The following is a 24,738-nucleotide window of genomic DNA, read 5'->3' on the forward strand; positions in this document are numbered from 1 at the left end:
AACGCCCCTGTGATGGAGTGCGAGTCTGATGAACCAGAGCGCGCCCTTGCCTGACGATTCGCCGCCGCAGCGCTTCCGCGCCCGCGGGGCCCTGCTGCGACGACTGGCCGACGTGGTCTGCCTGCCCTCCAGCCGCGTCAACGCCTTCGAGCGCTCGGTCACCGCCGACCTGCTGATCGAGATGCTGCGGGACGCCTCGCCCGAGGAACGGACCCGGGTGGCCCGCCGCCTGGCGGGGCTGGCCGAGGTTCCGGCCCAGCTCGCCCGCCTCCTGCTGCGCGACGAGGTTGAGGTGGCCCGGCCGCTGCTCGCCGACTGCGACAGCCTGTCTGACGCCGAGTTGCTGGACTGCGTCCGCATGGCCGGCTCGGAGCACCGGCTGATGATTGCGGCGCGCAAGGCCCTCACCGAGGTGGTGGCCGAGGCCCTCGTGGCGTCTGGCGAAATGCCGGTGATCGACACCCTGCTGGCCAATCGCGAGGCCCGGCTTGGCCATGCAAGCCTGGAGGCGCTCGTCGCCATCAGCCGCGACGCCCCCCACTTGGCGCCGGCCTTGCTGCGCAGGCCCGAACTGCGCCCGGCTCAGGCCTATGTGCTGTTCTGGTGGGCCGACCATGAGGCGCGCCGGACGATCCTGCAACGCTTCGCCGTGTCGCGGGAAATCCTGCAGGACGCCGCCGGCGACATCTTCCCCATGGCGGCGGAGGAGGGCTGGCAGGACCCGATGTCGCGCAAGGCCCTGCAGTTCATCGAGCGGCGCCAGCGCAACCGGGCCGCGATCGAAAAGAGCCCCTTCGCCAGCCTGGAGGCGGCGGTTTCGGCGGCCCAGCACGGCATGACCCGCGAAGTGGCCGAGGAAATTTCCTATCTGTCCGGCCTCAAGCCCATGACCGGGGCCAAGATGTTCACCGACCCCGGCGGGGAGGCCTTGGCCATTCTCTGCAAGGCGACGGGCCTGCCGCGTAACGCCCTGCGCGCGCTCTGGCGTGGGCTGCGCCGGCCTGAGACCGATCCAGACGGTCAGCCGAATGCGGCTTTTGAACGCACCCTCCTGATTTACGACATGCTGGCTGTGGACCGGGCGCAGACTGTCCTGCGCTACTGGAACTGGTCGCTGTCCTCGGCGCTTACGCCGGACTTGCTGCGCGCCATTCGAGACGGCGACGACAGCGCGATCGATGAATACTCCCTGCCGCAGCGGGCTGCGATGCTGGCCTTCTCTAAGGAATTCGGCCGCAACTAGGCTGCGCCGCCAAATTATAGCCGCCCATACCAAATCAGCGCTATTTCACAGACCCGGGCTACTCAACTAGGGCATGTGTTCAGGTCCTGAAGCCCCGACCAAAGACATATTGGTCCTCGGCTGCTCTTGTGTCGGTTCCTCGCCAGAGTTAAGTAGCTGACAACTGATCTGGGAATCAGATGTTGTGGCGCGCCCCTAGCGTCGTTCTGGGTAGAACAAATGGACGAGAAAACAGAAGTCATCGAGATGACGGCTGACATTGTGTCGGCCTATGTCGGCAATAATTCGGTGGCTGCGGCTGACCTGCCGAACCTGATCCAAGCGGTGCATCGCGCTCTGGCCGGGATCACCAGCGCGCCGGAAGCTGTTGAAGCGCCGCCGAAGGAGCCGGCCGTTCCTGTCCGCCGCTCGATCACGCCGGACTTCCTCATCTGCCTTGAGGATGGTCGCAAGTTCAAGTCGCTGAAGCGGCACCTGCGGACCAAGTACAATATGAGCCCCGAAGAATACCGGGCCAAATGGGGTCTGCCTAAGGACTATCCTATGGTCGCGCCGAACTATGCCAAGGCGCGTTCGGACCTGGCCAAGCAGATGGGCCTCGGCCAAGGCGGCCGTCAGGCCGCTCGCAAGAAGCGCTAAGGCGCCTCGCCCCGTCAGGGGCGCACGGCCTTCAGGTTATCGAAAGCGCCCGCCTCGCATGAGGCGGGCGCTTTTGTGTTGCAAACCGGTTTCTTGTCGCAACAGACCGATTTCGTCTTGCCCTCGATTCGCCATACAGGCGATAAGTGATTCGTCGTGATTCCAAGGGGTTGTTAAGGAATCCAAACATGGCGGCGCAAATCGGGACTTCGGCCGCGGCCGCTCGTGCTCATGAAGAGATGTACAGCTATTGGGCTGGGCTTCGCCGGGGCGCGCGTCTGCCTGGGCGCAGCGATGTCGATCCAGCGGCGCTGAAGCGCCTGCTGCCGACGGTCAGCCTGATCGATGTTCAGCGTGAGCCGCTGGACTTCCGTGTCCGGCTGGCCGGCACGGGCCTTTACAGCGTCTTTGGTCGCGAGATCACCGGCCGCGGGCTCACCGATGTCTATAACGCCGCGGCGGCGGACTACTGGCACAAGGAGCTGGCCGCGGTGGTCGAGGAGCGTCGGGCCGGCGTGGGCGTCCATTCCCTGTCCTGGCGCGGCGCCAGCCATCTTTCCATTCTCTGGCTGCGGCTGCCCCTGGCCTCCAACGGGCGCGATGTGGACATGATCCTCGGCTATGACACGGTCGTCGGCGTCCAGAACGAGCCGGGCTTCTCCGGCATTCGCGCCGCCTGAAATCTCACATCTAGCTGTTGGCGGCGTTCAGCGCCTCGGCGTCACGGCCGATCCGCTGAGCCATGGCCGCCAGGCCGTTGGAGCGCTGGGTCGACAGGGCGCCGGCCAGGCCCAGCCGCTGGAAGGCGGCCTTGATGTCGAAGCTGATGATCTCGGCCGGGCGCCGGTCGGAAAATAGCCGCAGCAGGATCGCGATCAGGCCCCGAACGATGTGGGCGTCGGAATCCCCGCGAAACCGAACCGTCCCATCCCCCTGAGGTTCGGTGACCAGCCAGACCTGGCTGGCGCATCCCCGAACCTTGTTGGCCTCCGATCGCTCAGCCTCGGTCAAGGGGGCGAGATCGCCGCCCAGCTCGATCACATAGCGATAGCGCTCTTCCCAGTCGCCCAGCAGGTCGAACTCTTCGGCCAGGTCGTCGAGGGTCTTTTGAATGCCGGACATGCGGCTGCACTTAAGCCCCCGACCCTGGCTGCGCAACGCCGGGCGCGTATCAGCCCGCCGGGGCCGGCACGCGGACCCTGGCGCAGAGACCGCCCTCCGTGCGCGACGTCAGGGTCAGACTGCCGCCCATGCCTTTGCAGAGCATGAAGGCCAGGGGGAGGCCAAGGCCGGCCCCCTCCCGTCGGCGGATGAGGGCGTTCTCCCCCTGCTCGAACGGGCGTAGCAGGCGCGGAATGTCCCGGGGATCGACCCCTGGTCCCTGATCGATGATGTCGATCCGCACCTCGCCGTCCCAGAGCGTGGCCTCGATACGGATCTCGCCGCCATCCGCGCCGTGAACGATCGCATTGGACAGCAGAGCCGCGAGCGCTGTGCGGAGCCCCTTGGGATCGGCGATCACATCGGGCAGGGCGCCCTGACCAGCCACCACCACCTCGGCCTTGCGGGCGCGCATCTCGTCGGCCAGGCCGTCCAGAACATCGTCCAGCACGTGGTCGAGGGGCTCGCGACGGGCGGCGAGATCGGCCGCGCCGCTTTCCAAGCGGGCGATCTCCAGCACCTGGTTGGACAGCGCCAGCAGCTTCTGGCCGCTATCGCGAATGAGGTTGGCGTAGTCCTTGTACTCTGGCGCGCCCAGGGGACCGTAGATCTCGGCGCTGATCAGCTCCGAAAAGCCGAGGATCGAATTCAGTGGGGTGCGCAGTTCGTGGCTGACCATGCGCAGGAATGACCGACGATACTCCTCGGCGCGGGATTCCAGCCGCAGATGCGCCGCCCGGCGCGCCTGACGCAGCTCCGCGGCCCGCTCGCGGCGGCGGCTGTCACTCTCGGGGCTCGTGGAGGGCGCCTCGCGGCGCCTGGAGGCCGCATCGGCCATGGCGGTCGGCTCTCTCGTTGGGGAAACCGCCAGACTGGGGCCGCCGGGCTTACGAATTCGTTTCCCCCTGCGACGAGGCGTCGCGCCCCCCGCTTGGATCTGGCCGGTTAACCACGTCTGGCCCAGCTTGGGCGGCCTGCGACCCCATGGCTGTCGCCCAGGGCGCGAGCAGGCTCGCTAGACGGGGGAGCCGAAGCTAGAGTCTCACGTTATTGTTCAACGATTCCACCACGTGAGACCAAGCCTGACCATCCGCCCGCCCTCTGAAGACCAACGCCTGGACGATCAACCGGACGCGCGCGCCCCTGCGCCGCATCTGGATCTGGCGGGTCTTGGCTTCTGGTGGAGCGCAGCCTGGCTGGCGGTGACCGCGGCGGGGTTCGTCTTCCTGATGGGCGGCGGCGGCCCGACGGCCAGCATGATCGCCCTGCTGCTTGGCGCTGCGCCGGCCCTCATGGATGTCGTTCTGGGCGCCATCGGCAAGGCGCCGGCCGACCGGCTGCGGCTGATCCTTTGGACCCTGGGACCCGGCGCGGCGGTCTTCCTGACGGGCGGCGCCCTGGGACCGCTGGGCGTCTGGCTGCTCGCGCCCCTGGCCGCGGCGGCCATGGTCGGCCGCATCCCGCTCATCGCGCCGGCTGGCGCGGGCGCCCTGGCCATACTTGGCTTTGGTCTGCTGATCAGCCTGCTGCGCTCCTCCCCGGTGTTGCCAGACCTGACACGGGGCCTTCTGGCCACGGTGGCTATCGTCACCGTCGCTGGCGGACTTGGCCTGGCCTTGCTCAGCCTGCTGCGCCGGGTGGAGCGCCGCGACCGCCGCCGTCAGGCCGAGGTCGCCCGCCTGCGCCGATTGCTCGACGATCAGCCGACCCAGTTCATCGAGGTGGGGCCGGAAGGGACGATCCTTGGCGTCTTCGGCCCTGATCTGGCGGGCCAGGGCCTGACCGGCCAGATTTTCTCGGCGCTGGCCGGCCCCGACCATCGTCAGGATCTCGCCATCGGCCTGCAGCGCGCCCGCCGCGAAGGCCACGCCGAACTGGCCTTTGCGCCGTTCGCCGATCCGAAGGGCTGGCTGGAGGCGCGCCTGAAACGCACCGGCGCCATGCAGGTGATGGTCGTGATCTCCGACGCCCGCGCCCGGCGCGACCACGAGGCCGAGCTGGAGGCCGCCCGGGCCGAGGCGGAGGCGCAGAACACCGGCAAGTCCCGCTTCCTCGCCAATATGAGCCACGAGCTGCGGACGCCGCTGAACGCCATCATGGGCTTTTCCGACATCATGCGCTCGCGGCTGTTTGGCCCCTTGCCCGACCGCTACGGCGAGTATGCCGAGCTGATCCACGAGTCCGGCCGCCATCTGCTGGACCTGATCAACGACGTGCTCGACATGTCGAAGATCGAGGCCGAGCGGTTCGAGCTGAGCCGCGAAGAGTTCGACGGCCGCGAGGCGATCAACGCTGTTCTACGCCTGATGCGCGGCCAGGCCGACCGCGCCGGCGTCCAGCTTCGCGGCGTCCTGCCTAAGGATATGCTGGAGATCGACGCCGACCGCCGGGCCCTGAAGCAGATCGTCCTGAACCTGATTTCCAACGCCCTGAAATTCACCCCACGTAATGGCGCCGTCACGGTGGGGCTGCAGGCCGCGGGGGACATGATGGAACTGGTGGTGGCCGACACCGGCATCGGCATGAGCGCCGAGGACCTGGCCCGGATCGGCCGGCCCTACGAACAGGCGGGCGACGCCGAGCGACGGGCCGCGGGCACCGGCCTTGGCCTGTCTCTGGTGCGCAGCTTCGCCGAGCTGCATGGGGGCGAGATGTTCATCGAGAGCGCCGTCGGCGAGGGCACCACCGTCACCGTCCGGATGCCGGTGCTGATCCCGGCATCGGACGCGGCCGAGGCCAGACCCGCGGCGGCGGCCGAGGCCTCCGCCCTCTGATCAGCGGGCGGCCACCTGCAGGAAGGCGCGGCCGGCGGCGAAGTCTCCGACTTCCACATAGGCCCGACGGACGGCCGGCCCCTGCGAAAACAGAAACTCGATGGCCACGGCCTCCCGGGGATCCAGGGCGGCCAGACGAAGGGCGGCCTCGTCGGGGAATCGGAAGGCCCAGCCCGGGCCCATCGTCTCGGGGCGCAGATCGAGGCCGGCCTTGCTGCGGGCCACGGCGGCGTAGGTTCGGCGGGCGCCTGCCGGGGGAAGGCGCCGGGCCAGGTCCTGGTCGCCCCGCAGATCCAGATAGGGGCGGGCGGCGCGGCCTTCATCCCGCAGGACCAGGCGGGCGGCATAGGGGGTACGACCGTCGGCGAAGCTCGCCAGGGCCAGCAGCACCGGGCGGCTGTCGCGGCCGGCCAGGCCAAACACCATCTCGCCGCCGGCGAAGTCCGTCTGCTGAGCCAGCCGCCAGCGGTGGATCTCTGCGCTCGAGGTCCGATCGGCCCGCCAGTCGGCGGTTTCGCCGGGATAGGTGATCTGCCGCAGCCGCGCGAAACCCTGGAAGGCGCTGCGCACATGGGCCGCAGCTTCGGTCACGTCGGCGGCGTCGCAGATGACGGTGGCGGCCGAAGCCCGCGCATGGGCGTCGGCCTTCGAGAGTTGGTCCGGCGTGGCGCCGCCGCGCATGGCGGCGTTGCGGGTCTGGACGCGGCCAGCCTCAAGGGCGGCGCGCAGGCCAGCGTCGAAGAAGCCGCAGCGGCGATCGGCGGCGGCCATGGCGGTGCGCTCGATATAGAGATCCAGCGGTCCGGCGACCGCCGCCATCGGTGCGGCGAGCATCCCCGCCGCAGCCATCGACCCCATCCATCGAGACGCCCGACGCTGCGCGGTGTCGCGCTTGATCGTCATGCGTCCATCTCGTTTCTTATGCGGCTCTGTGGCCTTTCACCCACTTTGGGGGCCGAGCCGTTGTCGTTCGGTTAGCAGCCAGAACTTTCCTGCCGCCACGCCTCAGGCGCTTGCGGGGCGCGGCGGCCCATGCCCTAAGCGGGGCCGGAGGGACAAGACATGATCCTGTCGACTGATGTCTGGGCCGCCGCCCTGATCCGCCGCGCTGAACTGTCCGGCGGCTTCGGCGTCGTGGCCCGCAAGGGCGACGCCCGGGCCGGCGCGGTCCTGGTCAAGGCGGTGAACCTGTCGGACAAGACCGTGCGGCTCTATACCGAGGCCACCCGCGGCGACGGCGAGCAGATCTGGATGCGCCCGACCATGGCCACCGAGGAGCCCGAGGTCGACGCCTATATCGCCCGCGCCGCCCGCATCGACCCCGACATCTGGGTCGTCGAGGTCGAGGACAAACAAGGCCGCCACTTCCTGACCGAGCCGGTGGAGGAGGGGTAGGCTCGCAGCTGCGGCTGGTCTTCAAAGCCGCCGGGGGGCTTGTCAGCATGACTTGTGCGCATTGAGCCCCGCGCTCCGACATGCCGTTGTCACCAGCGGCCATCTACAGGTTTGGCCGCGAACCCGACGATGGAGCGAAGGCCGTGCCGCCGATCAAACGCCTGGCCTTTGATGTGAGCCTGGACCAGGTTGCGGCCATCCTGGCTGCGTTCGATCCCAAGCTTTCGCCCGAGCGCATTACGCCCCTGCAGGGCGGCAGCACCGAGGTGTATCGCATCGACCTCATGGGCGGCGGCGATCCGCTAGTCCTCAAGCTCTATGCCGACGAACCCGCCTGGCGTCCCGGCAAGGAGCGGCGGGTGGCGGAGATGCTGAAGGCGGACACGTCGATCACCATCCCGCATTGGCTCGTGTTCGATGAGTCACGCGCCCTCCTGCCTCTGCGCTTCGCTCTCACCACGTGGGTCCCTGGAGCGCCGCTTCGCCAGTGGTTCGCCGAGCCCGACCTTGACGATGTCTATCGGCAGGTGGGGGCCATGGTGCGGGCGTTCCACACCAGGTCGATGCCGGCCTACGGCTATCTGCACGATCAGGGTCTCATCGATCCTGAACCGACCAACGCCGCCTACATGACCGGAACCTTTGGGCGCGCCCTGGGCCGGTTCCGCGACCGCGGCGGCGACACCGACCTCGCCCGCCGGCTTGAGGAGCTGTTCGCCGAGAACGCCGATGTACTGATGGAGGCTGGCGGGCCGGTGCTGTGTCACGACGATTTCCACCAGGGCAACATCCTCGCCGAACAGGCTGCAGATGGGCGGCTGCGCCTGACCGGCCTGGTCGATTTCGGTAACGCCCGCTCGGCCGACCGGCTCTTCGACTTAGCCAAGACGCTGTTCTGCTGCGCCCACGAGGACCCCCGCAGTCCTGGTCCGATCCTGGAGGGCTACGGCGCAATCGACCATCCCGATCCGCAACGCGCCCTGTGGGTCTATACGCTGCACCACCGGCTGAGCATGTGGGGCTGGCTGACGCGTCTGGGTGACGATGCCGATGGGCCAGGGGGTATCCTGCGCGATCTGCGGGCCATGGCCGAGCTTGGCCTGGCTTCGGACGCCTTTGAGGCCGCAGGCTGAGCCGTACGGTCCATTAACCGGTTTCGTCCACCGAACCGAAAGCCGCGCGGGCGCAGGATCAACCCTCCCCGAACAGTACAGGTGCGTGGCGATGCTCTTCCTCATGAACGACGTGGTCCTCGATCTCGCCGAAATGAAGCTGACGCCGCGCCTCACGGCCGACCGGTTTCGGGCGCTGTCTTTCCCGTCGATCATGCGCATGGGCCAGGAACTCTATGCCGAGACGCCGTTGCTGCACATCGAGCGCCCCAACCGCGCCATGCGCCTGGCGTCCCTGATCCAGGCCAAGGCGCCGACCATCACCGGCGCCCTGTTCGTGGTTCCAGGCTTCGACGCCGACCCGCAGGAGGTGACCATCCGCTTCGCCGAGCTCGGCCAGTCGGCCCTGGAAGACCTCAAGACCCGCCAGGACGAGGGCGACCTCGACATGCTGGCCTGCGACCGCCAAGTCTGGCGCCGGCTGGCGGCCTGAAGCCCGTCTGAGACGCGCGCCGTTTGCGTCTGAGGGCCGCGCGCGCTAACCCGCGCCCATGACTCAATCTCCCGCCGCCCAGGCCGCGCGCCGCCGCACCTTCGCGATCATCTCCCACCCCGACGCCGGCAAGACTACGCTGACGGAAAACCTGCTGCTGGCCGGCGGGGCGATCCGGGCGGCCGGCCAGGTCCGCGCCCGCGGCGAGAACCGCCGCACCCGGTCGGACTGGATGAAGATAGAGCGCGAGCGGGGCATCTCGGTCTCGGCCAGCGTCATGACCTTCGACCACGAGGGTTTGATGTTCAACCTGCTCGATACGCCGGGACACGAAGACTTCTCCGAAGACACCTATCGCACCCTGACGGCGGCCGACGCCGCGGTCATGGTGCTGGACGCCGCCAAGGGGATCGAGCCGCAGACCCTGAAGCTGTTCGAGGTCTGCCGCCTGCGCGACATTCCCATCGTCACCTTTATCAACAAGATGGACCGGGAGGCGCAGGACCCCTTCGAACTGCTGGACGAAATCTCCACCAAGCTGGCGCTGGACCCTGCGCCGCTCTACTGGCCGGCGGGTTCGGGCGGGCGGTTCAAGGGCATGGTCGACCTGCGCCGGGGCCGCTTCCTGCCCTTCGCCAAGAAGACCGCCGACGACGACGGCCACCCTGACCCCATCGCCTTCAAGTCGAACGCGGTGGTCTCCTATCTCGACCCCGAGGAGCAGGCCGAGGTGGAGGAGGGCTCGATGCTGGTGCAGGAGGCCTCCAAGCCCTTCGACCCGCAGTCCTTCCTGGAAGGGCATATGACGCCGGTCTTCTTCGGCTCGGCCCTGCGCAAGTTCGGGGTCGCCGAGCTGCTGGAGGGCCTGGGGTCATACGCCCCGCCGCCGGACACCGTGCCGGCCGTTCGCAGCGGGGAGGCGATCCACGTCGCGCCGGGCGACCGGGAGGTCTCGGGCTTCGTGTTCAAGATTCAGGCGAACATGGACCCCAACCACCGCGACCGGGTGGCCTTCCTGCGCCTGACCTCGGGGCGGTTCACCCGGGGCATGAAGCTGAAGGTGCAGAACACCGGCCGCCAGCTGTCGGTCAACTCGCCGATCATGTTCTTTGCGTCTGACCGGGAGCTGGCCGAGGAAGCCTTCGCCGGCGACGTCATCGGCATTCCCAACCACGGGGTCCTGCGGGTGGGCGACAGCCTGTCGGAAACCGGGACCCTGCGTTTCGCCGGCCTGCCCAACTTCGCTCCGGAAATCCTGCAGCGGGTTCGGGTCAAGGATCCGCTGAAGGCCAAGCACCTGAAGAAGGCGCTGGAGGGCCTGGCCGAGGAAGGCGTGACCCAGCTATTCCGCCCCAATATCGGGGCCGACTTCATCGTCGGCGCCGTCGGCCAGCTGCAGTTCGAGGTCATGGCCGACCGCCTCGCCAACGAATACCAGCTGGAGGTCGCCTTCGAGCCGGCCCCCTATGCCGAGGCCCGCTGGCTGGGCGGCGAGAAGGCCGACGTGGAGGACTTCGCCGGCAAGCATCGCGGCGCCATGGCCAGCGACATCGACGCCCAGCCGGTGTTCCTCGCCAAGTCCACCTGGGAGATCGGCTATGTGGCCGAGCGCTATCCCAATGTGCGCTTCGAGCGCTCCAAGGAACGGGCCTGAGCCATGGACGCCCAGGGTCTCTACGGCCTGCCGCCGCGGGATCTGGTTGAGCCGCCGGCCGGCGCCATCCAGTTCTCGCCCCTCATCCCTGGGGCCGAGGCGCTGGACGGCCTGGCCGACCAGTCCCTCGATCACCTGACCATCCTGGCGCCGCCGGGCACGGTGGAGCGGCGCTACGTCCTGGCCCAGGGTCTGCGCGCCCTGAAGATCGGCGGAACGATGACGGCGCTGGCCCCCAAGGCCAAGGGCGGCTCGCGTTTGGCCAAGGAGCTCAAGGCCTTCGGGCTGGAGGTCGCCGAGGACGCCCGGCGTCATCACCGCATCTGCGACGCGGTCCGCATCGAAGGTCTCGACCTGACCGAGGCCCTGGCCGACGGCGCGCCGCGGCTGTCGCCCGAGCTTGGCCTCTGGACCCAGCCCGGCGTTTTCAGCTGGGACCGGATTGATCCGGGCACCGCCCTGCTGCTCAGCCGCCTGCCGGCGCAGGCCGGGGCCGGCGCGGACCTGGGGTGTGGGCTGGGCGTCCTGGCCCATGGGGTGCTGGCCTCGCCCGCCGTCACCCGCTTGACCCTGGTCGATATCGACCGCAGGGCCGTGGAATGCGCGCGGCGCAATGTGAACGAACCCCGGGCCGAGGTGGTCTGGGCCGATGTCCGTCTGGGCGCGGCAGGCCTGAAGGACCTGGACTTCGTGGTCATGAACCCGCCCTTCCACGACGGCGGAGCCGAGGACCGAGCGCTGGGCGCAGCCTTCATCGCCGCCGCCGCCCAGGCCCTGCGGTCGGGGGGCAAGCTGCTGATGGTGGCCAACCGCCATCTTCCCTACGAGGCGGCGCTGCGCGACAGCTTCGGGACCAAGGTCAAGCTCGTCGTCGAGGAGGGCGGCTACAAGCTCTATGAGGCGCGCCGTTGAGCAAGCTGCCGATGGCCAGGCTCGATCGCCTGCTGGCCAATCTGGGCTATGGGTCAAGGCGCGAGGTTCACGCCCTGGTCCGCAAGGGCGCGGTCATCTTCGATGGCGCGGCGGTGAGCGATGGCGGGCTCAAGGTGCCGGTGGTGGCCGACCTGCCAAGCCGGATGACCATCGAGGGCGCGCCGGTCGATCCCCCGGCCCCCTTGACCCTGCTGATGCACAAGCCCCTGGGCGTGGTCTGCTCCCACCGGGAGCCCGGCCGCAGCGTCTATGAGCTTTTGCCCCGGCGCTGGCGGGCGCGGACGCCTGGACTCTCGACCATCGGGCGCCTGGACCTGGACACCACGGGCCTGCTGCTGATCACCGATGATGGCCCGCTGCTCCACCGGGTGATCTCGCCCCGCAGCCATGTGGCCAAACGCTATGTGGCCAGCCTCGCGCGGCCCCTGCGCGGTGACGAGGGCGAACTCTTCGCCGCCGGGACCCTGATGCTGGAGAGCGAGACCGAGCCGCTGGCGCCGGCGGTGCTCGAGCCCCTGTCGCCAACCAAAGCGCGGCTGACCATCACCGAAGGCCGCTATCATCAGGTGCGCCGCATGTTCGCCGCCGTGGGCAACCATGTGGAAGCTCTGCATCGCGACCAGATCGGCGGGCTCACCCTGCCTGACGCCTTGGGGCCGGGTGAATGGCGCATTCTGACCCTTGAGGAACAGGCGGCCATCTTCGCGTGATCCGGGACGGCTGCCTCTGAAAATGGGACGGATTGACGGGCGTTTTGCTCTAGGCGCGCAAGGTTCCGTTAACCATCTTCAAGAGTTAATGACTTGTTAATTGCCGCGGCTCCGGCTTTGCTCTGTCTCACCTGAACCCGCGCGGGCCGTCCCGCGGCGGGACTCTGATGGACGGAGTATCGCGGCATGTTCGAGTTTGGCCGGGAGCTGAAGCGTATTTTCGGCGGGCAGGGCGCCTGGGGGCCCACCCGTGACGGCCTGGCCGGCGGCGACGCGGCCCTGCTGGAACTGCTCGACCTTTCCCTGCTGCGCAACGAAGGCAAGGCCGCCGATGTGGCTGCCGGTCGTATCAGCGCCAAGGACAAGCCCCAGCGGCGGCTCGAGGCCGCCATCGTCTGGCGCGAAGTTGCCCGCCGTTCCGGCGACGCCGCCACCCTGCGCAAGGCCGCCGCCCAGGCCGAGGCCGCGGCCACCGCCTTCGACCGTCACCGCCGCCCCGACGGCTGGGCCCGCGCCCGCTGTGAACAGGCCTACTGCGCCCTGCTGGGCGCCGAACTGTTTGGCGAAGAGGGGCTGAACGCCGCCGCCGAGCTTGCCTTCCGCGAGGCCCGCGAAGCCGCCCGCGGCGGTCTGGCCGCCCCCCTGGCCGAGGTCGGCCTGGCCCTGATCGAGGGCCGCCGCCGCATGGGTCTGGGCGACGCCCAGGCCGCCCGGGTCACCGCCGCCCGGTTCTCCGCCCCCATCGCCGCCCTGCAGGCCCTGGCGCGCCGCTGTTCGGCCGCCCACCTGCTGATCGCCGAGGCCCGCACCCTGCGCGCCGACATGCTGGCCGGTTGGGGCGCCCGGTTGAAGGATCCCGACCTGCTGCAGATGGCCCTGGACGAGGCCGACGACATCGCCGAAGGCCTCGACGGCGCCTATGAGCCCCTGGCCCATGCCCGCGCCGCGGCCCTGCGGGGCCAGATCCTGGCCCTGATGGGCGAGGTCAGCGGCGATATCGAGCAGATCCTGGAAGCCGTCACCCTGCTGGCCGATGTGGTCGAGGACCTGACCCGTGACCACAGCCCCCTGGATTGGGCCCGAGCCCAGGCCGCGCTCGGCCTGGCGCTGCAGATTCTCGGCGACGCCACGGCCGGCGAGCGGGCCTATGAGCAGGCGGTGACCTGCTATGAGCGCGCGGGCCTGGTGCTGGCCGATGCGCCGGCGCTCGCCCTGCGGGCCGAAGCCTCGAATGGCCGCGCCATCTGCCTGGCCCGCTCTGCGGAACTATCTGGCGACCTGGCGGTGCTGGACGCCGCCGAGGCCGCCTTCAAGATCGAGCTGTCGCATCGTCGCGCCGGCGTCGATCCCGTCAGCTGGGCCCTGGCCCAGGTCAATCTGGCGCGGATCTATGAGGCGCGGCTGGACATCACCGGCAAGGACCGCGGCGAACGCGCCTCGGCGGCCTTGGCCCTGCAGGCGGCCCTCGATGTCTTCGCCGAAGAGGGGCTGCGCTCCTTCACCCTGATCGCCATCGACGCCATGGAGCGCTTGCGCGTGCGGGTCGCGCCGCGCGACGGCGTCTGAAAAACGGGTATCGAATCCGTCAACAACCCTTGGTAGGCTTCCTCGGCTTTGGAGGACGCGCCAATGAGATTGACCGCCCTGGCCCTGTGCGCCGCCGCAACCCTGGTCGCCCCCGCTGCGGCCCAGACGCCGGAGGGGTCCCCTGACGTCCTGCCGGACTGGCTGAGGATGCCGACGCAGGCCCAGCTCATGGCCGTTTTCCCTACCAAGGCCATGCAGAAGGGGGTGGATGGCGAAGCCACCATCGGGTGCAAGGTGAGCCTCCAGGGGGCGTTGTTTGAGTGTATCGTCCTGTCGGAAGAGCCTGCCGACCTGGGCTTTGGCCAGGCGGCCATCGCGCTTACGCCGCAGTTCCTGATGAAGCCGGCCATGAAGGATGGCCAGCCCGTCGTCGGCGGCGTCCGGATCCCGATCAGCTTCAAGGGTATCGGGACCCGCACGGGCTCGCACATTTCAGGCGGCCAACAGTTGATGACCCGCCGCTTCCTGGGCCGGCCGCTGTGGGCTGACGCTCCCAGCCACGCCGAGACGGCGGCGGCCTATCCGGAAAAGGCGGCCGCTGAAGGGATCGGAGGCTCGGCCACCATTCGGTGCGCGCTCAATGAGTACGGTCGCCTCAGGGCCTGCACGACGCTCAGTGAAACGCCGCGGGGCTATGGGTTCGCCAAGGCCGCCCGGGCCCTGTCGGAGCAGTTCGCGCTGGCGCCCTCGCCGGACGAGGTCGAACTGCGTGGGATCGAGACCCAGTACATGGTCACCTTCGACCCGGCGATGCTCGACCCAGACAAGCGGGTGATCGGCAAACCCCAGTGGACTCAGCTCCCATCGGCCGGCGCCGTGGACGATGGCTATCCCGCCGAGGCGCGGGCCAAGGGGATCTCGGGCGCCCGCGTCGTCATCAACTGCGTCGTGGGGGCGGGAGGGACGGTTCAGGACTGCCAGGTGACGTCAGAAGAGCCGGCCGAATTCGGATTTGGCCAGGCCGCCTTGGCTCTGGCGCCGCACTTCCGCCTGTCGGTCTGGACCGACCAGGGGCTGCCGACGGTGGGCGGGCGCATCACCCTGCCGATCCGCTACGAGCTGCCGCCGGCGGCGGACCCGAGCCCGAGCGCCGGCCCCCAGGTCGAGCCCGAGGGCTGAAATTGGTTCAGGCCGCCGCGACGTCGCCGCTCTGGCGGCGCAGGCGCCAGAAGCGGATGGTGCGCTGGGCGGCTTCCCGGGGCAGGGCGTCGAACAGTTCGCCATATTCGCGGGCCCGGCCCATGGCGTTGGCTTCCCGATCCAGGATCAGGACGGCGAAGGTCAGGTAAAGCGACCGCTCGAAACCCGCCGCCTTGCAGACGATGGACAGGGCGTCCAGGTCGCGGCGGTCCAGGATCTTGCGGGCCGTCCCGAAATCGATGTCGGCCAGCTCGCAGAGCGCCACCAGGAACTTGGTGGTCTCGCGGTTGCGCAGGAAGGCGGCCAGGACCGGCGGGGTGATGCCATTGCGCAGCTTCAGCAGGCGGACGGCCCGCTCGGCTTCGTCATAGTCGTCGGGCAGGGCGCCGTCGCGGGTGGCCAGGCTCTTGCGGCTGGCGGCGAGCGCCGCCTCCAGGGCCGCGGGGTCGACCTCGCTGTTGCGGTCGCGGATGGCGTCGCGCAACTGGGCCTCGACCACGAAGTACATTTCGTTCAGCAGATTCACCGGCACGGCGCGCCGCGCCACGACGGCGGCGTGCAACTCGGTATTGGCCATGGCCCGGTCCACCGCGCGCTCGTGGGATTCCCGCGAGAGCTCGGCGCCGTCATTGCGCAGCAGCGCGCCCAGGGTGTGGTCGTCGCCGCGCTCGACAATGGCCTCCGACACCGCCGCCGACACCGTCGGGCGCTGGCTGATGGCGCGCAGATGGTCCTGCCCGCGGGTGTGGGCGACGGCCAGCAGGTCGTCGTCGGTGAGGGCTGAAGAGCCGCTCAGGACCGGCTCGGCGACGGTGATGGCGGTGTCGCGGGCCAGGTCCCGCAGAAGGTGGCGCGGCGGGGCTGATGCGGCCGCGAGGCGGCTGGCCAGTTCGGCCCGCACGGCCTCTTCCATGTCGCTGGCGAGCTGGCCCATCACGTCGTCGAACAGGGCGAGCTCGGAGCCGCCATGGCTGCCGTCGCCGGCGAAGAACAGGTCGGTCACACCGCGCAGCAATTCCCGACGGCGGGCGCTGGAGGGCTCATTGGCCAGGGCGATCAGATCGTGAAGCTTGGACCGTTCCATGGGTGATGTCTCAGAACTGGCGATCAAGACCCTCGGCGTCCCTGTCGGGCGCGTCGGGATTGTCCTCGGCCGGCGGCGCGTCGGGCGGCCCCACCAGGATGTAGTTCTGGCCTTGGGGCGGGGCGGGGATGGCGTCTGGCGTCATCCCGTACTCCCGATGCAGGGAATAGAGCTGCGAGCCGCCGCGGCGGGCGGCGGGAAGCGGCGCGGACTGGGCGAGCTGTTGCGGGGCTTCGGCCGGCGCGGCCGCCCGATACTCAGCCCGGGGGTATTCAGGCCGGGGGGGAGCCGGCGCGGCGACGCCCTGGCCATAGATGCTGGTCGGCAGAGGGCCGGCCGGCGGGCCGCCCAGCAGATCCGGCGCGCGGTCGCTGACCGGGGGCAGGGCGCCGCGCAGGACAGGCTCATAGCCAGGCTGGACCTGTGGACTGGGCGCAACCGGGGCCGGAGGTGGGGCGCGGGGCGCCGCCGGCGGCGGCTGGGTGTAGGCATATTGACGCGACAGGGCCATGGGCTCGGGCCGCTCTGGCGCCATCACCGCCTCGGGCGCCGTCGGGGCTTGCGGCATGCGCTTTCCAGCCCACCCCAGCATGGGGCCGCCATAGGCGGCGGCGGGGCCTTGGCCAGGCTCTGCGACGGATGCGCTCGTCCTGGGTTGCGGCGGACCATAGCGGTCCTGGGTCACACCCTGAGCCAGAGCTGGGGTGGCGTTAGCCCCAACAACCAGGGCGAGTGACAGGGCGGAGGCGGCAATATGGTTCATGCTCCGCCAGCTTTAGGGTTATCGGCTTAACCCGCGGCTAACGGCCCCGCCACCAGCGCAGGCCAAAGCGCTCCAACCGCGCCAGGCCGGCATAGAGCAGGGCGCCCATCAGGCCAAGCACCACGAGGGCGGCGAACATGCGGGCTGTCTGCAGGCGATTTCCGGCCTCGAGAATGCGCCAGGCCAGGCCCTGGGCGCCCCCGGAACCGGCCACGAACTCGGCCACGACGGCGCCAATGAGCGCCAGGCCTGCAGCCACCTTGTGGCCTTCCATCAGATAGGGGACGGCCGAGGGGAGGCGGAGCCTAAGGAGGCGTTTGACCCGGCCGACCCCATAGAGATCGAAGAGGCGTTCCAGGTCGGGATCGGCGGCCTTCAGGCCCGTGACCGCCCCGGAGAAGATCGGAAAGAAGGCGACCACGGCGGCCAGGGCGACGATGGCCCGTTCGGGATTGTCGATGCCGGCCCAGATCACCACCAGGGGCGCGATGGCCACCACCGGCGTCACCTGCAGCACCACGGCCAGGGGCTTGATGGCCCGCTCCAGCACAGCGCTCAGCGCCACTAGCAGGGCCAGGGCCTGGGCCGTCAGGCTGGCGATCAACAGCGCCGCCAGGGCCATGGCCAAGGTGTTCCAGGCCGAGGCGAGCAGCGTGCCGGCGTCGGCCGCCAGGCTCGCGGCGACCGCGCTGGGCGCCGGCAGGAAATAGGCCGGGACCTGGAGCGCCCGACAGGCGATCTCCCAGCCGGCCAGCAGGATGGCGATCAGGACCAGCGGGGCGAGCAGATCGGTCAGCCGTTTCACGCCGCAGCTTCCATGCCCTTGGCCAGGACGGTGGAGACCGCCTCGACCGCGCTGCGGAAGCCGGCCGTCGTTCGGAAGCCTGTCGGGCGGGGCGTCGGCCCGGCGATGGCCATCTCGCCGCCGATCCGTCCGGGGCCACGGGTCAGCACGACCACCCGGCTGGCCATATAAACCGCCTCCTCGACGCTGTGGGTGACGAAGACGATGGCCGGCTTGAGCTCCGCCCAGAGCTGCAGCACGTCGTCAGCCAGCGCCCGCCGGGTGATTTCGTCCAGGGCCGCGAAGGGCTCGTCCAGCAACAACAGCCGCGGCTCGGTCACCAGGGCGCGCGCCAGGGAGACGCGCATCGCCATGCCTCCGGAAAGCTGGGCGGGCCGCGCCCCTATGGCGCCGGCCAGCCCCACCCGGGCGAGCGCCGCCTCAGCGCGGCCACGGGCCTGGCCTCGCGGCAGGCCGGACAGCTCCAGGGGCAGGGCGACATTGTCCCGGGCCGACAGCCAGGGCGCCAGGGTGGGGGCCTGAAAGACCACCGAGGTCTCCCCCCGCCGCGCGGTGCGCCGAACCTCGCCGCGGGTCGGTTCCTCCAGGCCTGCCAGCAGGCGCAGGGCCGTGGACTTGCCGCAGCCCGAGGGTCCGACCAGGGCGGTGATTTCGCCGGGCGCCAGGGACAGGCTGAAGGGGCCAAGGGCCAGCTGACCCTTGCCATACTCCACCTCGACCTGCGTCAGTTCGGCGACCAAGGGCTCCATGGGCGCTGCGGCTAGGGCAGGAAGTCGAGCGTATAGGCCGACTTCGGATCGAGCTCGGCCGGATAGACGCCCTGGTCGCGGGCCATCTCGAAGAACTCGGTCCAGCGCGCGTCGCTCATCTGGCCGGTCAGGGCCGGATCGCCCGCATCGACAATGCCATAGGACTTCAGCTTTTCGCGGGCCTGATCCAGGACATCCTGGGTCATCTCCGGATTGTCGGCCTTGATCAGGGCGTCGCCCGGCGCCGGATCGCCGTCCAGATAGGAACGCCAGCCGGCCGTGCTGGCCTCGACAAAGGCGCGCACGGCTTCGGGGTTCTCGGCGATCAGCGCGTCCCTGGCCAGGACCATGGTCGCATAGCCGGGGTAGCCGTTATCGGCGAGCAGGAAGACCTTCGGGACAAGCCCGGCCTCCTTCTCGATCGTATAGGGTTCGGAGGTCACATAGCCCTGCTGGGCCACGCGCTTGTCAGAAAGGAAGGGGGCGGAATTGAAAGTGTACTTGCGAACCTGATCGTCGGTGAAGCCGTACTTGGCCTTGAGCCACACCCAGAAGGCGGTGACCGAGGCGTCCGACAGCAGGATCGGGTGGCCCTTCAGGTCGGCGATGGTCTCGATGCCCTGATCGGGGTGGGCCAGCAGGACCTGGGGGTCCTTCTGCATATAGGCGGCGACCGCCGTCACCGGCGCGTTCTCCTGCGCCAGGTTCATGACGATGAAGCTGTTGGAGCCCATGCCCATGTCCACGGCGCCGGCGGCCAGCAGCTGGGGCACATTCACGCCGGGACCGCCCTGGATGATCTCCACCTTCAGGCCGCGCTTCTCGTACTCGCCATTGGCCAGCGCCTGGTAGAAGCCGCCATGTTCGGCCTGGGCGCGCCAGTCGGTGGCGAAACGGATGGTGGTCAGGCCATCGGCGCCTGTGACGGCGTCGGTCTGCGGCTCGGCTGAGCAGGCGCTGACGAGCGCGGCGAGCGCGATGGCGAGTGAGCGCAAGGCCTTCATGAACTATCCCCCGATACGAACCGGAACAAACCTAGGCGCGCCGGGGGGCCTCGCCAAGCGGTTGCGCGTCAGGCGACAGCGGCGTCGAGCCGATCTGGTCCCGGGTTTGCAACCTCGGCGGTCGTCGGCGCGACGCATCTCGCCAGGGCGGCATGCAGGGTCTCGATCTGGATCGGCTTGCCGACCGTGTCGTTCATTCCGGCCCGACGGCAGCGCTCGACCATCTCAGGCATGACGTCGGCGCTCATGGCGATGATCGGCACGGCGGCGGCCGGGCCGTCCAGGGCGCGGATGGCGCGGGCGGCCTTGACCCCGTCCATGACCGGCATGTGGATGTCCATGAGGATGGCGTCGAAGGCGCCCGAGGCGGCCAAGGCCACCGCCTCGGCCCCGTCGCAGGCCAGGCTGACCTCGCATCCCAAGAGCTTGAGGACCGTGGCGCCCAGATCCCGGTTCATGGGGTGGTCGTCGACCAGCAGCACCTGGACGGATCCAAGGTCGGGGCCCGGTTCTACTGAGGGAAGGTTCGCCGTCCCCTCGGCCGGGTCGGCGCTGATCTCGAACCAGAAGGTCGAGCCGGACTGTGGCCGGCTGCGCACGCCGATGACCCCGCCCATGGCCTCCACCAGACCCTTGCAAATGGCCAGGCCCAGCCCCGTGCCGCCAAAGGCCCGACTGGCCGAGGAGTCGACCTGGGAGAAGCGGCGGAAGAGGCGGTGCATCAGAGCCTTGGGTATGCCCACCCCGGTGTCCTGAACCTCGAACCGCAGCAGCCGGTCGCAGCCCTGGTCCCGCACCGACAGCTGCAGGCGCACCTCGCCCGCCTCGGTGAACTTCACCGCATTGCTGAGCAGGTTGAGCAGGATCTGGCGCACCCGAAGCTCGTCGATCAGCATCAGGTCCTGGGCCGGACCATGGGTCTCCAGGCTGATCTGCAGGCCGCGCGCCTCGGCGGAGGGGGCGATGATGTCCACCGCGTCCTGGGCGACCGCCTCGGGGCTTTGCGGCTGCAGGGCGAGCTCGACCTCGCCGGCCTCGAGCTTGGAATAGTCCAGAATGTCGTTGACCACCGCCAGCAGCGAGCCGCCGGCCCGGTGGACAAGTTCGATCTGCCGCCGCGCTTCGGCCGGAAGATCGTCCCGCCGGATCAGGGTCTGGGTGAACCCCAGAATACTGTTCATCGGCGTGCGGATTTCGTGGCTCATGGTCGCCAGGAACTCGCCCTTGGCCGCGCCGGCGGCCTGGGCGCGGGCCTGGGCGCGCTTGGCCGCGCGGGTGCGCATGGCCAGGAGGCGGCGGGTGCGGTTCTGCTCAGCCAGGATCAGGGCCACCGACAGACTGGTGAAGAAGGCCGTGGCGATCACGAACTGCAGATTGTGAATGCGCGAGGCCTGCGACCACATCTCGGCCACCCCGCCGACGGGGCCGAGCGTCAGGACGATGGTGCAGATCACCGCCATGATCATGGCCGACAGGGCCGTGCCCCGGGGGCCCAGACTGAAGGCGACCACCACCAGGGTGGGGGTGATCAGCAGGGGCGCTGGAAAGGTCCAGGGCAGGTAGGCGGCTATGCTCACCGCCACCACCAGACCGAAGACTGCGGCTTCGGTCAGGCGCCCCTTGTCGTGGTCGGGACCGGCGCGGCGGTCGGCCAGCAGCAGGACGGCGGGCAGGGTGATCGCCATGCCCAGGCCATGGGCCAGGAACCAGTTGGGCAGCACCTCGTGGAACGGGCGCCCCAGGATGGCCAGGGATGCGGCGGCGAGGAAGGCGGTCACGCCGACGGCCGGCGCGATGGCCAGGAAGGCGATCCGGAGCAGTTCCGGCAGGTTGCCGATCCTTATCCGCAGGCCACAGAAACGCCGGATCAGAAGGGCGGCGAAGAGCGCCTCGACGACGTTCAACGCCGTGAACACCGGGGCGAGATCGGGCGGCGCGCCGGTGAGAACATTGATGGTCAGGCTGATCGCCGCACAGGCGACGCCCAGGACCACGGCCTTGCGCAGAGGAAGCAGGAGAAAGCCGGCGGCCAGAATTCCATTGGCCAGCCAAAGGGCGGCGATGCCGTGGGTGTCGCGGGTCAGGGCGACGCCGAGCAGGGCGGCGGCGCCGAAGGCGAGGCTGATCGCAAGCCCAAGCGCCGTTTCGCGCCGCAACCGTCGTCCCGTCGCCATGAGCAAGATTCTCCCCCGAGCCTGGGGAGTGTGCGCCCGGGGGTGGCGCCAAATCGTTAAACGGGGATGGCTGGGCGGGACGGCCAGGCGCGCTTGCGCCCATGGCAAGAGGGCGGCGCTGCGGCAGGCCGCGGCGTCGCCCTCGTTCCAGATCCTTGCGGACCTGTATCGTAAGGTCGGTGCGACTTCGAACGCGGGCTGCCCCGCAGGTTTCCGTCACGCCGGTGTCCCCAGAACCCAGGCGCCGGGTCACCCCGTCGCCGTCGGTGCTTGGAACCTCCTGCTCCATTTGCGATCCGGTTTCCCGGTCCGCCAGGGCTGCAGTCCCTCTCGACCCCTTGACGTTGCGCCCGGACCCGGTATGAAGCAAGCGCCCGAGTTCGACCCGTTGTGCGCAGCGTGTGATCAGCCGGTGGACAAGGTGTGGATTTCCTGGGGAAATCGCACCGAATCTTCAGCGAAATCGGCCCTGGATCTTATCCCCAGAAATGGCGTCGACCATATTCAGCGCCCGGACTCCAAAGCTTCACGACGCTCCTCCAGCTCCAGCCACTCCATTTCCGCGGCCTCCAGCTTCTGACGGGCGGCGGCCAGGGCCTGGCCAAAGCGGTCGAAGGCGCCGGGGTCGCGGGCGTAAAGCGCCGGGTCGGCCAGCTGGCTCTCCAGCAGGCTGATCTTTGCAGGCAGGTCGGCGACCAGGCCGGTCAGCTCTTCCAGCCGCCGCTGCTCCTTGTAGGAGAGCTTTGCAGGCTTCCCTGCGGGCGCGGCTGCATCCGCCTTGGCCGCCGCCGCCTGCGCCGCCGCGCCTCGCCGTCCGCCGGGCGCCTTGGCGGGCGACACACCAAAGAAGCCGGGGTTCTGACTCAGGAAGTCCAGCCAGCCGCCCGGCGTCTCCACCACCTGGCCGCGGCCGTTCAGGCCAATGGTCGAGGTGGCCAGCCGATCGACGAAGTCGCGGTCGTGGCTGACCAGGATCAGGGTGCCCTCATAGTCCGAGAGCATCTCCTCCAGGAGATCCAGGGTCTCCATGTCCAGGTCGTTGGTGGGTTCGTCGAGCACCATCAGATTGGCCGGCTGGGCCAAGGCGCGGGCCAGCAGCAGGCGGTTGCGCTCACCGCCCGACAGGCTGCGGACCGGCTGGCGGATCTGGGCGTCGGTGAACAGGAACTCCTTGGCGTAGGCGGCCACATGCTTGGGCGCGCCCCGGACCATGATCTGGTCGCCGCCCAGCGGGGCCAGCGCGTCCTTCAGCAGCATGTCGTCCTTCAGGTCGGCCCGGGCCTGGTCGATATAGGCCACCTCCAGATTGGTCCCGAGGATCACCTGACCGGAATCGGCCGGCAGCTCGCCCAGCAGCAGCTTGACCAGCGTGGTCTTGCCCGCCCCGTTGGGGCCGACCACGGCGATCCGGTCGCCGCGCAGGATGCGGGTTGAGAAATCCTCCAGGATCACCCGGTCGCCGAATCTCTTGGACAGGCCCTTCACCTCCACCACCCGCTGGCCGGAGGTTCCGGCTGTGGCCACGCCCATGGACATGGCGCCTCGTGTGTCGCGCAGCCGGTCGGCCTTGGCCGCGCGCATCTCCATCAGGCGCCGACGGCGGCCCTCGTTGCGGGCGCGGCGGCCGGTGACGCCGCGGGCCAGCCAGTGGGTCTCGCGCTCCAGGGCCTTGTCCTGGCGCCTGGCCTCATCGGCCTCGGCGGCGGTGAGTTGTTCGACCCAGGCGTCGAAGGCCGAAAACCCCCGGTCGAGTTTGCGGACCTTGCGGTTCTCCAGCCAGAAGCAGCGCTGGGTCACCCGCTCCAGGAAGGCGCGGTCGTGGCTGACGATCAGGACGCTGGCCCGGCTGGCGGCGATGGCGCCCTCCAGGGTCTCGATGGCCAGGATGTCCAGGTGGTTGGTGGGCTCGTCCAGCAGCAGGACGTCCGGATCCTCGGCCAGGGCCCGGGCCAGGGCGACCCGCCGGGTCTCGCCGCCGGAGAGGCCGGTTGCGGCCTTGGCGGGATCGAGGCCAAAGCTCTCCAGGGCCGCAGCCGCCTCATGGGGAGCCGCGCCGCCGGCGGTGGCGTGATCGAGCAGGGTGTCGCCCTCGATCAGCGGCTCCTGCAGCACATAGGCGACCTTGGTCCCCGGCGTGACGGCGCGCTCGCCGTCATCGGCCTCGGTCAGGCCGGCCAGGATGCGCATCAGGGTCGACTTGCCCGCCCCGTTGCGTCCGACCAGGGCGGCCCGGCTGCGGGGCTCCAGCGCCAGATCGACGCCGTCGAACAGCATACGGGGCCCGTCAGCGAGACGGACATTCTTGAGCGCAAGGACGGGGGGCTTCATAGGGCTAGGCACATAGCGCGCTTTGGCGCCCCTGCAAGGGCGCAGGCGACAATGCCCGCTCAGGCCTCGTCGAAAGGCGGCGGAAGCGGACCTGATCGGAACAGGATCACCGGGTTCTCGTCATAGTCGCCCATCTCGGTGTCGGCGGACACCGAAAAGGCCACCACCGCCACCCGCAGGGGCGCGAGCCGCTCGGCCTTGCGGCGGGCCTCCTCGGCGCTGGCGCAGCCGACCTGCTGCTCGGCCTTCAGAGCCTTTCCCCGCCCGGCGACATAGGACTGGAGGATGTGGACGGTTTCTCTGGCCATCCCTATCCCGGCCGCTGATTGGCCGGTCAGGTCAAGGGCGCGCAGGTGCGCCCCCGGCCGGCGCGACGGAAAACCATTTTGGGTCGTGGCGGGACAATCTATAGGTTTATCGATGGCCGCTGCCCTGCGGCGGTCCCGCCTGGAGTCCCCGATGTCGCTCGATCACCTGGAGATCGATCTCGAGCGGGACATGTTCCTGCGAACGCTCCTGCGCGAGCTCTCCGGCGCCTTGCAGGACGTCGTCGGCCTTGAGGAAGCCTCAGGCTATATCAGCGTCGTCGGTGCGGCCGTGGGCAAGGCGCTGGACGAGAAATACCGCGCCGCCCTGGCCGTCGATCGCCTGTCGGCCGATCAGGTCGGCCAGGTGCTGGTGGACCTGAAGCAACGGATCAAGGGCGATTTCCGCATCGTCGAACAGCGTGAAGATCGCATCGTCTTCGCCAGCAATTCCTGTCCCTTCGGGGCCTTCGTGGCCGGCCGACCGGCCCTGTGCATGATGACCTCCAACGTGTTCGGACACGTGGCCGGCGAAAATCTAGGTTATGCCCGGGTCCAGATCGACCAGGCGATCGCCCGGGGCGACCCCGGCTGCCATGTGACCGTCTATCTCACCCCGGCTGAGGGCCCCGGCGAGGCGCGGGAATACTTCCGCCGGGTGCGGCCGGAACTGGCCAGCCACTGA

24 protein-coding genes are annotated in these 24,738 nt (G+C 69.3%); 13 read left to right on the plus strand and 11 right to left on the minus strand.

Annotated elements, in window-relative coordinates; all coding sequences use genetic code 11:
• The first annotated feature begins 28 nt into the window (after positions 1-28).
• From Q8L83_RS01645 to Q8L83_RS01655, 3 genes are all read left to right on the plus strand, one after another.
• A complete protein-coding gene (locus Q8L83_RS01645) occupies positions 29-1,243 on the plus strand; it encodes a DUF2336 domain-containing protein (protein ID WP_305284399.1) in 1,215 nt (404 codons plus the stop codon).
• 219 nt (positions 1,244-1,462) lie between these two features.
• Positions 1,463-1,882 carry a MucR family transcriptional regulator gene (locus Q8L83_RS01650; RefSeq protein ID WP_300579336.1) on the plus strand — a complete coding sequence of 140 codons (420 nt, stop codon included), beginning with the start codon at positions 1,463-1,465 and terminating at the stop codon, positions 1,880-1,882.
• Between the two features lie 188 nt (positions 1,883-2,070).
• Positions 2,071-2,562 carry a PAS domain-containing protein gene (locus Q8L83_RS01655; protein WP_305284400.1) on the plus strand — a complete coding sequence of 164 codons (492 nt, stop codon included), beginning with the start codon at positions 2,071-2,073 and terminating at the stop codon, positions 2,560-2,562.
• A 10-nt stretch (positions 2,563-2,572) separates the two neighbouring features.
• Here Q8L83_RS01655 and Q8L83_RS01660 read toward each other — a convergent pair whose 3' ends face one another.
• On the minus strand, positions 2,573-3,004 hold the full coding sequence (locus Q8L83_RS01660) for a SufE family protein (protein WP_305284401.1): 432 nt from the start codon (positions 3,002-3,004) through the stop codon (positions 2,573-2,575).
• 49 nt (positions 3,005-3,053) lie between these two features.
• Positions 3,054-3,881: a sensor histidine kinase KdpD gene (locus tag Q8L83_RS01665; RefSeq protein WP_305284402.1), complete on the minus strand. Its 828-nt coding sequence runs from the start codon at positions 3,879-3,881 to the stop codon at positions 3,054-3,056.
• A 232-nt stretch (positions 3,882-4,113) separates the two neighbouring features.
• On the opposite strand from Q8L83_RS01665, the gene Q8L83_RS01670 reads away from it, so the two are divergent.
• On the plus strand, positions 4,114-5,817 hold the full coding sequence (locus Q8L83_RS01670; protein WP_305284403.1) for a HAMP domain-containing sensor histidine kinase: 1,704 nt from the start codon (positions 4,114-4,116) through the stop codon (positions 5,815-5,817).
• Here the strand turns inward: Q8L83_RS01670 and Q8L83_RS01675 are convergent, their stop codons facing one another.
• The gene (locus Q8L83_RS01675) at positions 5,818-6,720 is read right to left on the minus strand and encodes a hypothetical protein (RefSeq protein WP_305284404.1); all 903 of its coding nucleotides are present in this window, start codon (positions 6,718-6,720) and stop codon (positions 5,818-5,820) included. It abuts the gene before it with no gap.
• 159 nt (positions 6,721-6,879) lie between these two features.
• On the opposite strand from Q8L83_RS01675, the gene Q8L83_RS01680 reads away from it, so the two are divergent.
• The 8 genes from Q8L83_RS01680 to Q8L83_RS01715 all read left to right on the plus strand — a co-directional run bounded on the left by Q8L83_RS01680 (position 6,880) and on the right by Q8L83_RS01715 (position 14,820).
• A complete protein-coding gene (locus tag Q8L83_RS01680) occupies positions 6,880-7,212 on the plus strand; it encodes a DUF1491 family protein (RefSeq protein WP_305284405.1) in 333 nt (110 codons plus the stop codon).
• Positions 7,213-7,355: 143 nt separating this feature from the next.
• Positions 7,356-8,345, plus strand: coding sequence for a phosphotransferase family protein (locus Q8L83_RS01685; RefSeq protein WP_305284407.1), 990 nt, complete (start codon positions 7,356-7,358; stop codon positions 8,343-8,345).
• Between the two features lie 85 nt (positions 8,346-8,430).
• On the plus strand, positions 8,431-8,817 hold the full coding sequence (locus Q8L83_RS01690; protein WP_305284408.1) for a hypothetical protein: 387 nt from the start codon (positions 8,431-8,433) through the stop codon (positions 8,815-8,817).
• Positions 8,818-8,875: 58 nt separating this feature from the next.
• Positions 8,876-10,471: a peptide chain release factor 3 gene (locus tag Q8L83_RS01695; RefSeq protein ID WP_305284409.1), complete on the plus strand. Its 1,596-nt coding sequence runs from the start codon at positions 8,876-8,878 to the stop codon at positions 10,469-10,471.
• Positions 10,472-10,474: 3 nt separating this feature from the next.
• Positions 10,475-11,383 (plus strand): class I SAM-dependent methyltransferase, encoded by a 909-nt coding sequence (locus Q8L83_RS01700; RefSeq protein WP_305284410.1) that lies wholly within the window; start codon positions 10,475-10,477, stop codon positions 11,381-11,383.
• Positions 11,380-12,114: a 16S rRNA pseudouridine(516) synthase gene (locus Q8L83_RS01705; protein ID WP_305284411.1), complete on the plus strand. Its 735-nt coding sequence runs from the start codon at positions 11,380-11,382 to the stop codon at positions 12,112-12,114. Before Q8L83_RS01700 ends, Q8L83_RS01705 begins: the two co-directional genes overlap by 4 nt.
• A 186-nt stretch (positions 12,115-12,300) precedes the next feature.
• Complete coding sequence (locus Q8L83_RS01710) at positions 12,301-13,680, plus strand: hypothetical protein (protein WP_305284412.1); 1,380 nt, start codon at positions 12,301-12,303, stop codon at positions 13,678-13,680.
• Positions 13,681-13,743: 63 nt separating this feature from the next.
• Complete coding sequence (locus Q8L83_RS01715) at positions 13,744-14,820, plus strand: energy transducer TonB (RefSeq protein WP_305284414.1); 1,077 nt, start codon at positions 13,744-13,746, stop codon at positions 14,818-14,820.
• Positions 14,821-14,827: 7 nt separating this feature from the next.
• On the opposite strand, the gene Q8L83_RS01720 is transcribed toward Q8L83_RS01715, so the two are convergent.
• From Q8L83_RS01720 to Q8L83_RS01755, 8 genes are all read right to left on the minus strand, one after another.
• Positions 14,828-15,925 carry a DUF2336 domain-containing protein gene (locus Q8L83_RS01720; protein ID WP_305284415.1) on the minus strand — a complete coding sequence of 366 codons (1,098 nt, stop codon included), beginning with the start codon at positions 15,923-15,925 and terminating at the stop codon, positions 14,828-14,830.
• A gap of 10 nt (positions 15,926-15,935) precedes the next feature.
• Positions 15,936-16,493 carry a hypothetical protein gene (locus Q8L83_RS01725; protein ID WP_305284416.1) on the minus strand — a complete coding sequence of 186 codons (558 nt, stop codon included), beginning with the start codon at positions 16,491-16,493 and terminating at the stop codon, positions 15,936-15,938.
• A gap of 232 nt (positions 16,494-16,725) precedes the next feature.
• Positions 16,726-17,484, minus strand: coding sequence for an ABC transporter permease (locus Q8L83_RS01730; protein ID WP_305284528.1), 759 nt, complete (start codon positions 17,482-17,484; stop codon positions 16,726-16,728).
• 5 nt (positions 17,485-17,489) lie between these two features.
• Positions 17,490-18,242: an ABC transporter ATP-binding protein gene (locus tag Q8L83_RS01735; RefSeq protein ID WP_305284417.1), complete on the minus strand. Its 753-nt coding sequence runs from the start codon at positions 18,240-18,242 to the stop codon at positions 17,490-17,492.
• 11 nt (positions 18,243-18,253) lie between these two features.
• Positions 18,254-19,246 carry an ABC transporter substrate-binding protein gene (locus Q8L83_RS01740; RefSeq protein ID WP_305284418.1) on the minus strand — a complete coding sequence of 331 codons (993 nt, stop codon included), beginning with the start codon at positions 19,244-19,246 and terminating at the stop codon, positions 18,254-18,256.
• A gap of 68 nt (positions 19,247-19,314) precedes the next feature.
• Positions 19,315-21,420 carry an ATP-binding protein gene (locus Q8L83_RS01745; protein ID WP_305284419.1) on the minus strand — a complete coding sequence of 702 codons (2,106 nt, stop codon included), beginning with the start codon at positions 21,418-21,420 and terminating at the stop codon, positions 19,315-19,317.
• 504 nt (positions 21,421-21,924) lie between these two features.
• A complete protein-coding gene (locus Q8L83_RS01750) occupies positions 21,925-23,760 on the minus strand; it encodes an ABC-F family ATP-binding cassette domain-containing protein (protein WP_305284420.1) in 1,836 nt (611 codons plus the stop codon).
• A gap of 47 nt (positions 23,761-23,807) precedes the next feature.
• Positions 23,808-24,056: a hypothetical protein gene (locus tag Q8L83_RS01755; RefSeq protein ID WP_305284421.1), complete on the minus strand. Its 249-nt coding sequence runs from the start codon at positions 24,054-24,056 to the stop codon at positions 23,808-23,810.
• Between the two features lie 151 nt (positions 24,057-24,207).
• Here Q8L83_RS01755 and Q8L83_RS01760 point away from each other — a divergent pair, with 151 nt between their 5' ends.
• Positions 24,208-24,738, plus strand: coding sequence for a methanogen output domain 1-containing protein (locus tag Q8L83_RS01760; protein ID WP_305284422.1), 531 nt, complete (start codon positions 24,208-24,210; stop codon positions 24,736-24,738).

Origin of the sequence: Phenylobacterium sp. (genome assembly GCF_030680185.1) — a bacterium.
GTDB lineage: Bacteria > Pseudomonadota > Alphaproteobacteria > Caulobacterales > Caulobacteraceae > Phenylobacterium.

Excerpts from the sequence above, each read along its gene's own strand:
- Q8L83_RS01745 (WP_305284419.1), bottom strand. The coding sequence starts at position 21,420 with ATGGCGACGGGACGACGGTTGCGGCGCGAAACGGCGCTTGGGCTTGCG.
- Q8L83_RS01650 (WP_300579336.1), top strand. The coding sequence starts at position 1,463 with ATGGACGAGAAAACAGAAGTCATCGAGATGACGGCTGACATTGTGTCG.
- Q8L83_RS01755 (WP_305284421.1), bottom strand. The coding sequence starts at position 24,056 with ATGGCCAGAGAAACCGTCCACATCCTCCAGTCCTATGTCGCCGGGCGG.
- Q8L83_RS01710 (WP_305284412.1), top strand. The coding sequence starts at position 12,301 with ATGTTCGAGTTTGGCCGGGAGCTGAAGCGTATTTTCGGCGGGCAGGGC.
- Q8L83_RS01735 (WP_305284417.1), bottom strand. The coding sequence starts at position 18,242 with ATGGAGCCCTTGGTCGCCGAACTGACGCAGGTCGAGGTGGAGTATGGC.
- Q8L83_RS01700 (WP_305284410.1), top strand. The coding sequence starts at position 10,475 with ATGGACGCCCAGGGTCTCTACGGCCTGCCGCCGCGGGATCTGGTTGAG.
- Q8L83_RS01720 (WP_305284415.1), bottom strand. The coding sequence starts at position 15,925 with ATGGAACGGTCCAAGCTTCACGATCTGATCGCCCTGGCCAATGAGCCC.
- Q8L83_RS01740 (WP_305284418.1), bottom strand. The coding sequence starts at position 19,246 with ATGAAGGCCTTGCGCTCACTCGCCATCGCGCTCGCCGCGCTCGTCAGC.
- Q8L83_RS01665 (WP_305284402.1), bottom strand. The coding sequence starts at position 3,881 with ATGGCCGATGCGGCCTCCAGGCGCCGCGAGGCGCCCTCCACGAGCCCC.
- Q8L83_RS01660 (WP_305284401.1), bottom strand. The coding sequence starts at position 3,004 with ATGTCCGGCATTCAAAAGACCCTCGACGACCTGGCCGAAGAGTTCGAC.
- Q8L83_RS01655 (WP_305284400.1), top strand. The coding sequence starts at position 2,071 with ATGGCGGCGCAAATCGGGACTTCGGCCGCGGCCGCTCGTGCTCATGAA.
- Q8L83_RS01760 (WP_305284422.1), top strand. The coding sequence starts at position 24,208 with ATGTCGCTCGATCACCTGGAGATCGATCTCGAGCGGGACATGTTCCTG.
- Q8L83_RS01675 (WP_305284404.1), bottom strand. The coding sequence starts at position 6,720 with ATGACGATCAAGCGCGACACCGCGCAGCGTCGGGCGTCTCGATGGATG.
- Q8L83_RS01695 (WP_305284409.1), top strand. The coding sequence starts at position 8,876 with ATGACTCAATCTCCCGCCGCCCAGGCCGCGCGCCGCCGCACCTTCGCG.
- Q8L83_RS01725 (WP_305284416.1), bottom strand. The coding sequence starts at position 16,493 with ATGCCGCAAGCCCCGACGGCGCCCGAGGCGGTGATGGCGCCAGAGCGG.
- Q8L83_RS01680 (WP_305284405.1), top strand. The coding sequence starts at position 6,880 with ATGATCCTGTCGACTGATGTCTGGGCCGCCGCCCTGATCCGCCGCGCT.
- Q8L83_RS01715 (WP_305284414.1), top strand. The coding sequence starts at position 13,744 with ATGAGATTGACCGCCCTGGCCCTGTGCGCCGCCGCAACCCTGGTCGCC.
- Q8L83_RS01645 (WP_305284399.1), top strand. The coding sequence starts at position 29 with ATGAACCAGAGCGCGCCCTTGCCTGACGATTCGCCGCCGCAGCGCTTC.